The sequence below is a fragment of the Pseudomonas sp. HMSC057H01 genome (assembly GCF_001836405.1).
Lineage (GTDB): Bacteria > Pseudomonadota > Gammaproteobacteria > Pseudomonadales > Pseudomonadaceae > Pseudomonas > Pseudomonas aeruginosa.
Window position 1 is genome coordinate 280389 of record NZ_KV828511.1, and the last position, 12565, is coordinate 292953.

At 68.3% G+C, this 12565-nt stretch carries 9 protein-coding genes; 5 read left to right on the forward strand and 4 right to left on the reverse strand.

Annotated features, from left to right (window positions below; translation table 11 throughout):
• Window positions 1–1441 (reverse strand): alkaline protease secretion ATP-binding protein AprD (gene aprD / locus HMPREF2581_RS24150; RefSeq protein ID WP_070867387.1); only part of this gene is annotated, 1441 nt, incomplete at its 3' end.
• A gap of 86 nt (window positions 1442–1527) precedes the next feature.
• The gene (gene aprX / locus HMPREF2581_RS24155; RefSeq protein WP_003082538.1) at window positions 1528–2772 is read right to left on the reverse strand and encodes a type I secretion system-dependent protein AprX; all 1245 of its coding nucleotides are present in this window, start codon (window positions 2770–2772) and stop codon (window positions 1528–1530) included.
• A gap of 1042 nt (window positions 2773–3814) precedes the next feature.
• Here aprX and HMPREF2581_RS24160 point away from each other — a divergent pair.
• The gene (locus HMPREF2581_RS24160; protein ID WP_003086723.1) at window positions 3815–4129 is read left to right on the forward strand and encodes a LasR-specific antiactivator QslA; all 315 of its coding nucleotides are present in this window, start codon (window positions 3815–3817) and stop codon (window positions 4127–4129) included.
• A 235-nt stretch (window positions 4130–4364) separates the two neighbouring features.
• Complete coding sequence (locus HMPREF2581_RS24165; RefSeq protein ID WP_003111687.1) at window positions 4365–6941, forward strand: PAS domain-containing protein; 2577 nt, start codon at window positions 4365–4367, stop codon at window positions 6939–6941.
• 22 nt (window positions 6942–6963) lie between these two features.
• Here HMPREF2581_RS24165 and HMPREF2581_RS24170 read toward each other — a convergent pair whose 3' ends face one another.
• Both HMPREF2581_RS24170 and HMPREF2581_RS24175 read right to left on the reverse strand, forming a co-directional pair.
• Complete coding sequence (locus HMPREF2581_RS24170) at window positions 6964–8736, reverse strand: S8 family peptidase (RefSeq protein WP_003111686.1); 1773 nt, start codon at window positions 8734–8736, stop codon at window positions 6964–6966.
• Window positions 8737–8815: 79 nt separating this feature from the next.
• Window positions 8816–9376, reverse strand: coding sequence for a TetR/AcrR family transcriptional regulator (locus HMPREF2581_RS24175; RefSeq protein WP_003086720.1), 561 nt, complete (start codon window positions 9374–9376; stop codon window positions 8816–8818).
• Between the two features lie 164 nt (window positions 9377–9540).
• On the opposite strand from HMPREF2581_RS24175, the gene HMPREF2581_RS24180 reads away from it, so the two are divergent.
• The 3 genes from HMPREF2581_RS24180 to HMPREF2581_RS24190 form a co-directional block, all read left to right on the forward strand.
• Window positions 9541–10338 (forward strand): crotonase/enoyl-CoA hydratase family protein, encoded by a 798-nt coding sequence (locus HMPREF2581_RS24180; RefSeq protein WP_003086719.1) that lies wholly within the window; start codon window positions 9541–9543, stop codon window positions 10336–10338.
• A 56-nt stretch (window positions 10339–10394) separates the two neighbouring features.
• Window positions 10395–11279, forward strand: coding sequence for an alpha/beta hydrolase family protein (locus tag HMPREF2581_RS24185; protein ID WP_003086717.1), 885 nt, complete (start codon window positions 10395–10397; stop codon window positions 11277–11279).
• 382 nt (window positions 11280–11661) lie between these two features.
• On the forward strand, window positions 11662–12565 hold a 904-nt coding region (locus HMPREF2581_RS24190), incomplete at its 3' end, for a TolC family protein (RefSeq protein ID WP_166801038.1).

Here is a 12565-nt window from a genome sequence, read left to right on the forward strand (position 1 = left end):
GGGCCAGGGCGATGCGCTGGCGCTGGCCGCCGGAAAGCCCGGCGCCGCCGACGCCGAGCACGGTGTCGTAGCCCTGCGGCAGGCGCAGGACCAGTTCATGGACCCCGGCCAGGCGCGCCGCCTCCACCACCTTGTCGGCCTGCACCTCGCCGAAGCGGGCAATGTTTTCCGCCACCGTGCCGGCGAACAGTTCGATGTCCTGCGGCAGGTAGCCGATGCGCGGGCCGAGGGTCTCGCGCTCGTACTGGCGGATCTCGGCGCCGTCCAGGCGCACGCTGCCGTGCAGGGTCGGCCAGATGCCCAGCACTACCCGCGCCAGGCTCGACTTGCCGGAGCCGGACGGACCGATCACGCCGACCACCGAGCCGGCCGGGATCGCCAGGGTCAGGCCACGCAGGGTGCGCGCCTCGCTGCCGGGCGGCGCCGCGTCCAGCGATTCCAGCAGCAGGTGGCCACGCGGCTCGGGCAATTCCATGCGCCGCTCGCGGGCGGGGAATTCGTCGAGCAGGCCGCTCAGCCGGCGATAGGCATCGCGCGCCGCGCCCCACTGCTTCCACACGCCGATCAGTTGGTCGATGGGCCCCAGCGCACGGCCCATCAGGATCGAGCCGGCGATCATCATCCCCGGGGTGATGCGTCCCTCCACCGCCAGCCAGGCGCCGAGGCCGAGCACCAGGGATTGCAGGGCGATGCGCAGGTACTTGCTCAGCGCGTTGATCCGCGCCGCGCGCTCGCTGGCCAGGCTCTGCTGGTCGAGGAACGCCTGGTGCAGCCGTTCCCAGCGCCCGCGCATGCTACCGAGCATGCCCATCGCCTCGATCACCTCGGCGTTGCGCAGGTTGTTGCTGGCCAGTTGGCCGGACTTGATCGACAACTCGCCGGCCTTGGCCAGCGGCGCACGGGTGGCGCGTTCGTTGAACCAGGCGAGGGCCATCAGGGCCAGCGCGCCGACCAGCGAGAGCAGGCCGAGCCAGGGGTCGAAGAGGAAGATCACCAGCAGGTAGACCGGGAACCAGGGTGCGTCGAAGAAGGCGAACAGCGCCTGGCCGGTGAGGAACTGGCGCAGGGTGGTCAGGTCGTGCAGCGCCTGGCTGGCCTCCTGGCCGCCGGCGCGCAGGTTGCGTTCGAAGGCGGCGGCGTAGATCCGCCCGTGCAACTGGCCGTCGAAGCGTTCGCTGACCCGCACCAGGACGAAGCTGCGCAGCGCCTCCAGCGCGCCCATGAAGACGAACACGCCGAGCGCCATCAGGGTCAGCATCAACAGGGTGACTTCGTTGGCCGAGGACAGCACGCGGTCGTACACCTGCAGCATGTACAGCGAGGGCACCAGCATCAGCAGGTTGATCACCCCAGAGAACGCCGCCACGCTGCGCAACGCGCCGCGGCTGGCCGCCAGGGCCTGTTTGATTTCGTTGGTAACGCTGGAACCGAGCCTTGCCATCGAGCGCGCTCACTTCTGCCACGACTGCCGCTGGAATCCCGAATGAGCCCGGATGGCACCTCCCTGTGCCGGGCGTTCCCTCGCCGTCAGGCGGCCAGGGCCTGATGCTCCGGCGCCGGGTCGGCGCCGATCAGCTGGATTGTCGGCGGCGCCGCTTCGCCGCCGTGGCCGAGCAGCGCCGCGAGCACCTTGCCGGCACCGTCCAGGGCGCTGTGCGCGGTATCCCCGGCGATACCGGCGACGATCGACAGGTCATTGTCGAGGTCATGCACCAGCTCGATCTGGCCCTTCGGCCCGACCCCGGCGACATCGACACCGGCAATCGTTTGCGCATACAGCTTGCTGTCGAAGTGCAGGTCCAGCGTCGGCAGCGAGACACCGATGTCCTTGACCACCGGCACGTAGCCGAGGATGCCGCCGACGATGGGCAGGTCCTTGAGGGTCACCTCGTTCCAGCTCAGCAGCTTGACCTCGTTGTAGCTACCCAGCTCCAGGGTGCCGCCGAGATTGGCCACGCCGAGGTTGTAGCTGGGTCCGGCGATACCGTAGAACTTGGCGCTGAAGCCTTCCTTGTCGACCGAGCCGACCACTCCCAGGCCGCCGAGGTTGAGCGGCGCCAGCACCGGCACCAGCGGCGCGGTGATCGGATTCAGCGCCAGGGCTGCGGTGACCAGCGGAGTCAGCGGCGTCTCGCCGCCGAAGGTCAGGCCTTGCTCGGTGAAGGAGACGTTGATCGGCAGCGGGCCGAGGATGCCGCGGCTATCGGGAATCACGCCCTGGTCGTGATTGCCGCCGAGCAGCGAGCCGATCACATTGACCCCGAGCAGGCCGTCGCTATTGCCGAGGCTTAGCGAGCCACCCTGGTAGGCGGCGTGGTAGAGATCGTTGGCGGCCTTCAGGCTGTCGCTGCCGAATTCCCAGGCATGGCCGACGGTGGCACCGACGCCCTGCCCCAGGTCACCGACCAGCTTCAGGTAATCCTCCGGCTCGACGCGCCCGTGCAACAAGTCGTCGGCGATCGCCAGCGAGTTGCCGGCCAGCCCGCCCAGCGTGCCGACCGCGGAGCCTACGGTGTCGAGGGCGTCGCCGGCGATCTCGCCGAGCGTGCCGGCCACCGCGCCGACCGTACCCTCCAGCGCCTGCTCCACGCTGGCAACGGCGTCATGCACCGATGTCAGCGCTTCGTGCACCTGCTGCTCCACAGCGTCGACGGTGGAGCCCACCAATGTCCTGGCCACGTCCGCCACCGCCGTGACGGCGGTGGCGGCCACCTGCGTCGCGCGCTCGTAGACCTGGCCGAACAGGTTCGCGGCTGCATTGAATAATCCCATCTTCTGTTCCTCGATTGAGTTGTCTCGGTTATCGCGTTTCCGGCGCAGGTCGCTGTTTACCGACCGAACCGGTCACGCGGTTAAGCGCAGTCAGTGAGTTCCGCGAGAAAACGGAACGCGGGTACCTGAAAGTTCATCAGGCCTGGCGACAACTTGTTTTTATTGGAAGACAGGAGCCCCCCGAGGGCGAAACCCATTTAATCCCGAGCAGCCCGCAACAGAGCGCTCTCCACCGCTTCGCCTGTTAAGTAGGACTAACATGGGAAAGGCAAATTTGTACCACCACTTAAATCAGTTCAATACTTTGGTTGGGCATACCGACCTGTCAGTTCTGCCAGGTGGATTTCCAAGCCCCTGATTCCTAAACGGATTATTGACGCTTTTAATTAATATCGAATGACGGACGGTCGCCCCGGCACGAACTCTGACGAAAATCAGAAATGAAGAAAGGGTTATATCCTTATGCACCAAAGTGCCGAGCCGCCCTCGCGGCGTGCCCAACTAGCGTGCAACTTCGGCAGCGCCCTCTTCGAAGAAGCGAATGACACTTTTGCGTGGCTCATAAGGAATACTCTTATTGCGTGAAGCGCATCACAAAATATTGAATCGAACAGTCCAGGCGGATTGTTTTCTCCTGGTAAACGATGATTAACGGCGCGCTCCCAACGCCGGGTTATTTCCATGAATCGCTTCAGCCAACGCCTTGCCTGCCGATAGCCTCTGCCGTCACCCGTTCCCGCCCTTGCTCCCCGCCTTGCCTGCCCCTATCCTGCGCCCGTCACGGCCAAATCCGTGACCGGGTTTGACAGCCCGAAGAGACGGCGCGATGCGCCGAGCGGTGCATGCGAAAGCAGCGAATGCTTTTGCAGGCATCGGCTCGACCGCAGTTTTCCAACTGCGGGCCTTCATGGCGGATCGCGTGGGGAGACCCTCGTGGTCTGCCGGTTCCGTTTCCCGGTCTGTCAACCCTGCGCGATCCTGCCTCCATCGATTGACAGCGAAGGCGGCAGGTCATGTGACTCTCAGAAACGGAGTACCCAGCATGACGAAGGATGAAAAGGAAAAGACCCACGTCGACGCAATCATCGAACGCTACAAGGACCTGATGGTCGAGATTCCCCCCGCCGACCGGCAACCCGGTCTCTCCCTGCTCTGGCCGGTTCCCGCCCAGCCCGCCATCGACAAGGGCGTCCGCCAGGCCGAGAACTGGCTTGCCGACCAGATCGAAGGCCAGCTCTGGACCGCCTTCGCCTTCGGCCGCGACAGCCTGCCCACACCGATGCAGAAGACCGCCTTCGAAGTGGCCTTCCTGACGCGCCTGCAGCAGCGCCTGGTAGCCGCTCGACGTTCCGGTTGACCCGGCCATGGCGAATGACGCCGGTGGCGTCGTTCGCCCCTACGCCAAGTCTCCATCGCGGTCTCGGGCACCGCGTACGAAATCATCGCCAGACTCCGCCTGGCAACGCGCCGAGCGTCTGGAGCGCCCCGGTGCGCCATCCCGCCCAGCCGGATTGAACGCAAGCGCACCCACCGCCCTCCTATATTCCATACGACCCACCACCTCAACCGGAACCGAGCAAGACTCCGCAGACATGGCACAGCCTTTCACCATCGAACCGGACCCGAACACCCTCGACCATCCACCGGCCTTCCTGGCCAACGGAGGAGCGGTCGGGAAACTGTTGCTCAGCCTCGACGCGGCCAGTTCGCCCCTCGGCCCGCCGGACGCCTGGTCGGCGAGCCTGAAGACGACGATGGCCACGCTGCTGCCGGCCAAGGCGCAGATCGTGCTGTTCTGGGGCGCGGAATTCGTCGCCCTGTACAACGATGCCTACGCGCCGAGCATCGGCGACAAGCATCCGCGCGCCCTCGGCCGGCCGGCGATAGAGAACTGGCGGGAGCTGTGGGATGACCTCGAACCGCTGCTGCGCGGGGTGTACGAGACCGGTGAAACCTTCGCGGCAAAGGATCGGCCCTTCTACATCGAACGCCATGGACGCGGCGAGACGGTCTATTTCGACGTGTCCTATTCGGCGGTGCGGGAAACCGACGGTTCCGTCGGCGGCGTGCTGTGCATCGTCACCGAGACCACCGAGCGGGTGCGTTTCGAACGCCGCCAGGCGTTCCTCCTGGAACTGGGCCAGACCCTGCCGTCCCTGGCCGATCCCCTGGAAATCGAAGCCACCGCCCTGCGCCGGCTCGGCGAGGAGCTGGGCGCGTCGCGGATATTCTTCGGCGAGGACAACGGCGACGGCATGACCTTCCAGGTCCATCGCGACTATCTCCACGACGGCCGCTCGGCGGTCGGTCGGCATCGCTACCTGGCGTTCGGCGCCACCCTGTCCGGCGAACTGCATGCCGGACGCAGCGTGGCGCGGGAAGACCTCGCCGGGGAGCGCGGCATGAGTCTCGACGAGGCGGCGAGCCGCGCGCGCCTGGGGCTGGGCGCCACGCTGCACGTCCCGGTGCTGCGCCACGGCCGGCTGGAGGCGCTGCTGGCGATCCACTTCGCCCATCCGCAGGCGCTCGGCGAAGATTCGCGCCGCCTGGCGGAGGAAGCCGCCAAGCTGGCCTGGACCTCGCTCACCCATGCCCGCGCGGAGCTGGCGCTGCGCACCAGTTCCGCGCAACTGGCGGCGATGTTCGACCAGGCCAGCGCGGGCATCGCGGTATGCGACCGGAACTGGCGCTTCACCCGGGTCAACGATCGCTACTGCGAGATCGCCGGCCGTTCGCGCGAGACCCTGCTCGGCCTGCGCATGCAGGACATCCTCGACCCCGCCGACTTCGCCCTCCCTGCGGCGCCAGGCGGAGCGACCGGCGCGGCGTTCGAGATGAGCGGCCGCTACGTTCGCCCCGACGGCGATACGGTGTGGGTGCAGAACCAGGTCACGCCGCTGGTGGACGAGCAGCATGCCGCCAGCGGCCTGCTCTGCGTGTGCATGGACATCAGCGCGCGGGTACGCGCCGAGAACGAGCTGCGCGAACTCAACGAAAGCCTGGAAGAACGTGTCGCGACCATGCTCGCCCAGCGCGAAAGCGCCCTGGCGCAGCTTCACGAGGCACGCAAGATGGAGATGGTCGGCCAGTTGACCGGCGGCATCGCCCATGACTTCAACAACCTGCTGACGCCGATCATGGCCTCGCTGGAACTGATCCGCCGGCGGCTCGACGACGCCCGCTCCACCGACCTCATCGACGGCGCGCTACAGTCCGCGGAGCGGGCGCGGAACCTCGTCGGCCGCCTGCTCACCTTCGCTCGCCGGCAAACCCTCAAGCCGCAGGCGGTAGCCCTGCGCGAACTGGTCGAGGGCATGCGCGACCTGATCGAGCGCTCGCTCGGCCCGACCATCGAGGTCCGTATCGAGATCCCGGAACGCCTGCCTGCGGTGGTGGTGGATCCGCACCAGTTCGAACTGGCCATCCTCAACCTCGCGGTGAATGCCCGCGACGCCATGGGCGAAGGCGGCCGCCTGGAAATAGGCGCGCGGACCGACCTGGTGATCGACGGCGCGGTGGACGGTCTCGGCGCCGGCCGCTACGTGTGCCTGGAAGTCGCCGACAACGGCGGAGGCATGCCCGCCGAGGTGCTGGCCCGCTGCATGGAGCCGTTCTTTTCCACCAAGGGCGTGGGCAAGGGCACCGGCCTCGGCCTGTCGATGGTCCAGGGCCTGGTCGCCCAGTCCGGCGGCGGCCTGGGCATCCATTCGGAGATCGGCAAGGGGACCCGGGTGAGCATCTGGCTGCCGATCACCGCGGAGCAGACGCAATCCACCGCAGAAAGCTGCCCGGACGCACCGGAAGCGTTGCGGCCGACCCACGTGCTGCTGGTCGACGACGACAGGATGGTGCGCTACACCACCGCGCTGCTGCTCGGCGATCTCGGCTACCAGGTCAGCGAGGCGGCGTCGGCGGAGGAAGCCCTGGGCGAGGTCGAGCGCGGCCTGGCGCCCGACCTGCTGGTCACCGACCATCTCATGGCCGACAAGACCGGCGTGCAGCTTGCCGAGGAACTGCGCCAGCGCTTCCCGCAATTGCCGGTGCTGGTCATCACCGGCTACGCCAATCTCACGCCCGAGCAACTCAACGGCTTCGAGGTGTTGACCAAGCCGTTCCGCCACAACGAACTCGCCGAACGCCTCGCCCGGCTGCTGGAAGCCTCGCCGTGAGGCCCAGGGCCGGCGGAACGCCTCAGCGCACGCGCTCGCGGCTCTTCACCGCCAGGTCCAGGGCTTTCTGCATGTCCAGCCGCGCCGAGCGGCCGACGTCACGGTGGTCCAGGCGGTAGCCGCGCTCCGAGGGCAGGATCGGTGCGGTGAGGTCCTCGGCATCGGCCGGCTCGAAATCGTAGTCGCCGCCGATGGTCATGGCGCTGCGCCGGAGCAGCATGCGGATCTCCTCGGGTCGCAGCCGCGGGTTGAGGGAAAGCATGGCGGCGACCGTGCCGGCGACCATCGGCGTGGCATAGGAGGTGCCGCAGTGCACCTCGCCCCACGCGTCCCGCTCCAGGGTCGAGGCATGGGTACAGGCGGCGGCGGTGACATCCACCCGCATGTCGACGTTCGAGGTGCTGCGCTTGACCGCGTAGGCCGGGTCGTCCACCGCCAGGCCTTGGCGCTCGCTGCGCTGGTGGCCGCCCACCACCAGCAACTGCTCGGTGACGAAGGAGGACGGCAGGCGGTATTCGTCGGTACCGGAGTAGGACGAGCCGTTACCGGCGGAGTTGACCACCAGCACGTCCGGATGCTCCTTGCGCAGCCAGAGGAAGAACTCCTCGAGCAACTCCTCGTAGCCGCTCATGGCGATCCCCGAGCGCACCAGCGAATCCACCTCGTCGCCGTCGACGTCGCGAGCGCCGACGCGGTGGATGCCCCAGCTCCAGTTGAGCACCCGCACGCCATCCTCCACCAGGTTCACCGAAGCGGCGACGTTGGCCGTGATGCCAGCGTCGGAATTGCGCTCGACGATCACTTCGAAACCCTGGCTGGCGCGGTCCAGCCCACGCAGGAAGCCACTGTTGCCGCCCTGGTCCCAGCGCGCGGCGAGGATGCCGGCGACCGTCGAACCGTGGTTGTCGGGACGTTCGGCATCGCGCGCGTAGAGGCAGGTACGCGGCGCGGGCGCCTTGCAGGGGCCGAGGTAGTCGGCGAAGTCGGGGGCGTCGAAGTCGACGTCGCGCTCGATCACCCCGATGCGCACCGGGCGGGTCTCCAGCGGGGCCTGGCGGGCGCGGACCCGACGCTGGTAATAGTTCACCGCGTCCATGAAACGATTGGCCGCCCACTCGTCGGAGTCGCTGTCCGGCTTGTCCACGGGCCGGCGCGCCGCCTCGGTTTCCTCGCCCTTCTCCGGCGCGGACTCCTCCACCACCACGGCGTCCACGCTGGTCTCGCTGCCGATGCGGAGGACCAGCGCGTCGCGCTGGACGAGGTCGCGCGCCGGCAGGCGCAACTGGTAGAGGTTCAACGGCGGGATCGCGCCGACCACCCGCGCGCCATATTTATCGGCCAGGCGTTCGGCCTCCCGGCGACCGTCGTGGTTCTCCTCGATCAACAGGCTGACCAGGTCGACGTAGGTGGTCAGGCCATCCATGTTCTTCGCCACCTCGTCGGGACCGGCGGCGAGCACATGGCTGCCGTTCAGGGTCAGCCATACCGGATTGCTGCTGCGCCCGCCCTGCTCCAGCCAAAGCGGACCGCTGGCGTGGCCACGGCGGTCCAGGCGGAGCCGCAGGCCGTCGCCCTCGCGCCGCAGGGCGGTGGCCGGCAGTTCGCGGCCGTCCAGCAACAGGCGCGGCAGGCCGGCACCCAGGCCGCGCACGCGCAGGCACCACTCCTGCCGCTCGCTGGCCAGGAGATCGCCGCAGCGCTCCAGGCGCTCCAGGCGCAGGGGTGTTTCGGCGGCGACCAAAGGACTGCCCAGGGACGCGAAAAGGATGGCGAAAACGGCACGGCGCAGCGGCATGGACTCAGCTTCCGGAACGGGGACCTGTTGTTCCGACCGCCTGGCGAAACGCTTCGTTCAGGTTGAAGGCGGGCGCAGGCTAGCCCGCCAGTTGCTCCAGCGCTCGCCGGGTGACGCCATCGATATAGCCCGGCTCGCCATAGATGCGCGCCAGCAGGATGGCGCCTTCGAAATCGGCCACCAGTTGCCGGCCGCGCTCCAGCGCCTGCGCCTCGTCGAAGGCCGGGCGGTAGAGCTGGGCGAAGGCTTGCGCCCAGTCGTCGAGGAAACTGCGGATCGGCGCCATCAGCTCGCTGCGACCATAGCTGGCGTCGACCGCGACCACGCCCATCAGGCAGCCGATGCTGTCGTCCTGGAACAACCGGGCGGCCTTGCGGCCGAGTTTTTCCAGGCGCTCGCGGGGCGTCAGCAGCGGGTCGTAGGCGATGCTGAAGAGCGTCTCGGCGAGCCGCTGGTGGGTCCATTCGAGAACGTCGCGGAGCAAGGCTTCCTTGTTCGGGTAGTGGTGGTAGAACGAGGCCTTGGTCAAGCCGCAGGCGCTGGACAGCATTTCCATGGTGGTGCCGTGGTAGCCGTAGCGACGGAAGGTGCCGGCGCAGCGCTGGAGAAGCTCGTCGCGGGAGATTTTCAACGGACGCACGGAAGGTTCCTGCTCTCGATCAAAGGCGTTGATTCTATGCCATAAGCCTTGGCGCCTCAATTTGACGGTTACCGAATGTTTGTTTAGTTTTTACAAACCGAATGTTCGGTAGGTAACTAGAAGAAGTTTCCGCTCCACCAACCCAAGCACAGGAGAGAGGCATCATGAGCGAAGCCAACAGCGGCCCGGGCCGCGTCACCCGAGAGCAGCGCGGTCATCTGTTTCTCATCGGCCTGGACCGCGCGGGCAAGCGCAACGCCTTCGACAGCGCAATGCTGGCGGACCTGGCGCTGGCCATGGGTGAATACGAGCGCAGCGAGGAATCCCGCTGTGCCGTGCTCTTCGCCCATGGCGAGCACTTCACCGCCGGGCTCGACCTGATGGAACTGGCACCGAAGCTCGCCGCCAGCGGTTTCCGCTATCCGGACGGCGGCGTCGATCCCTGGGGCGTGGTCCAGCCGCGTCGGAGCAAGCCGCTGGTAGTCGCGGTGCAAGGCACCTGCTGGACCGCCGGGATAGAGCTAATGCTCAATGCCGACATCGCGGTGGCCGCGCGCGGCACGCGCTTCGCCCATCTGGAGGTGCTACGCGGCATCCCGCCGCTGGGCGGATCCACCGTGCGCTTCCCGCGTGCGGCGGGCTGGACCGACGCCATGCGCTACATCCTCACCGGCGATGAGTTCGATGCCGACGAAGCCCTGCGCATGCGCCTGCTCACCGAGGTGGTGGAACCCGGCGAGGAACTGGCACGGGCCCTCGAATACGCCGAGCGGATCGCCCGGGCCGCGCCGCTGGCGGTGCGCGCCGCGCTGCAATCGGCGTTCCAGGGGCGCGACGAGGGGGACGATGCGGCGCTGTCGCGGGTCAACGAGTCGCTGGCCGCGTTGATCGGCAGCGAGGACGTCCGCGAGGGCGTGCTGGCGATGGTGCAAAAGCGCGCGCCGGCGTTCAAAGGCCGCTAGCTCCCCTGCGGGTCGACCCCCGGTCGCTCCGCTCCATCTCTCCTGCGGAAACCGACATGACTTCGTTGACTCAACATTCCGCAGCGCCGGTGCGGATGGAACGCCTGGCCCTGCCCGCGACCGACGGCTATCCGCTGTCCGCCTACCGCTACCACGCGCCGGGCCACGCCCATGGCAACCTGCTGGTGGCCGGCGCGACGGGCGTCGCCCAGCGCTTCTACCGGCGTTTCGCCGAACACGCCGCGCGCCAGGGCTTCGACGTACTCACCCTGGACTATCGCGGCATCGGCGAATCCGCGCCGGCAAGCCTGAAGGGCTTCGCCATGTCCTACCTGGACTGGGCCTACCGGGACCTCGCCGCCGCCGTCGAGCTGCTCGGCCGGGAGGAGCGGCCGCTGTACTGGATCGGCCACTCCTTCGGCGGCCACGCCATCGGCCTGCTGCCCGACCATGGGCGGCTCGCCGCCTGCTACAGCTTCGGCAGCGGCGCCGGCTGGAGCGGCTGGATGTCACGCCGCGAAGCGCTCAAGGTGCGCCTGCTGTGGACCCTGGTGCTGCCGCCGCTGGTGGCCTGGAAAGGCTACATGGCCTGGAGCCTGCTGGGCATGGGCGACGACCTGCCGCTGGGGGTCTACCGCGACTGGAAGCGCTGGTGCCGCCATCCCCGCTACTATTTCGACGACCCGGCGATGCGCCACCTCCACCAGCGCTACGCCGCAGTGCGCACGCCCTGTCTGTTCGCCACCGCCCTGGACGATCCCTGGGCACCGCCGCGCTCGCGGGACGCCTTCGTCGAGGCCTACCGCAACGCACCGCTGGAAACCCTCGACCTGCGACCCGACGGTGGACCGCTCGGACACATGGGCTACTTCCGCGCCGGTGCAGAGGCGCTGTGGGACGACGCCCTGCGCTGGCTGAGACGGCATCCGGAGAACGCCTGAAAGACCAGCGAGAGCGCGCCATACACCCGTTGCCGTTGTCCCTTCGCCTGTTCGCCGTCGCATTCTGGCTGGGCGTGGTCGCCGTGGAGTTCCTTCTCGAACGCAGCCGCGCCGAAAGCCGCGACCGGGGTTTCGCCGGGAGACCGCCACCAAGGCCGACAGCTTTGCCGGGGTGAACCGCTACTCCCGGCAGATCGCCCGCATCTCCCTGCTGGCCATCCCGGCCGGGCTGCTGGCCCTGGGCTGCGGCCCGTACCTGATGCGACAACGCTGAAAAATCCGCCGACTGTCCATTTCGCGACGATGACTGGCGCTTTTGCCGGCGCAGGCCGCCCGCGCCTGCCTTACCGTTCCCCGCTCTTTCAGACACGGGAGCAGGGCAATGCCGCTTGCCAGTCATCTGCGTTGCGTGGCGCTGGCGCTGGGGATCTCCACCGCGCTGGGCTGCGCGAACCGCAACCAACCCGCGCCACGCGCGGAAAGCCTCGACCCTGGCCTGTCGAGGGTGGCGGGAACCCGCGGCGACGCGCTGCCCGCCCAGTGGTGGACGCTCTACCAGGACCCTGGGCTGAACCACCTGGTGGCCGCCGCGCTGCGCCACAACCGCGACCTGGCCGCAGCCGATGCCCATGCCCGCGCGCTCCTCGGCCATCTGCGCGGCGCACAGGGCGAACGCTGGCCACGGACCGAGGTCGGCTATGGCTACCAGTATGGGCGCGACGGCGACGACCAGACCCTCGCCGAAGCCACCGACGAGGAGCTGCGCAGCCAGTGGAAACACACCGCCCGCCTCGACCTGTCCTACCAGTTGGACCTGTGGGGCGAAGTCCGCGCCCGCATCGCCGCGGCGAAGGCGGATGCCGAAGCGGCGCAAGCGGCGCGCGACCTGCTCAGGGTCAGCGTGGCCAGCCAGACCACCCTCGCCTACGTCCGCGCCTGCGCCCTGGCGCGACGGGCAGAGGTACAACGCCGATCGGTCGGCCTGCTCGACGCGAGCCTGGCGCTGAGCGAACGCCAGCTCGCCGCCGGCCTTTCCAGCGAGCTGCAGCGACGCCGGCTGCTGGCCTTGCGCGAGCGGACCCGCGCCGCGCTGCCGATGCTCGAGGCGCGGCGGCGCGCGGCACTCTACGAACTGGCGCTGCTCAGCGGGCGCTCGCCGCGCCAGTTGGACGCTCCTGCCGCGACCTGCGCCGGCATACCGCAACTGCGCCGTGCCCTGCCCACCGGCGACGGCTGGAGCCTGCTGGCGCGCCGCCCGGACGTCCGCGCGGCCGAGCGCCGGCTCG

Bases quoted from the DNA above. Each gene is read 5' to 3' on its own strand.
- aprX (WP_003082538.1), bottom strand. From the start codon at position 2,772: ATGGGATTATTCAATGCAGCCGCGAACCTGTTCGGCCAGGTCTACGAG.
- HMPREF2581_RS24160 (WP_003086723.1), top strand. From the start codon at position 3,815: ATGACGAAGGATGAAAAGGAAAAGACCCACGTCGACGCAATCATCGAA.
- HMPREF2581_RS24165 (WP_003111687.1), top strand. From the start codon at position 4,365: ATGGCACAGCCTTTCACCATCGAACCGGACCCGAACACCCTCGACCAT.
- HMPREF2581_RS24170 (WP_003111686.1), bottom strand. From the start codon at position 8,736: ATGCCGCTGCGCCGTGCCGTTTTCGCCATCCTTTTCGCGTCCCTGGGC.
- HMPREF2581_RS24180 (WP_003086719.1), top strand. From the start codon at position 9,541: ATGAGCGAAGCCAACAGCGGCCCGGGCCGCGTCACCCGAGAGCAGCGC.
- HMPREF2581_RS24185 (WP_003086717.1), top strand. From the start codon at position 10,395: ATGACTTCGTTGACTCAACATTCCGCAGCGCCGGTGCGGATGGAACGC.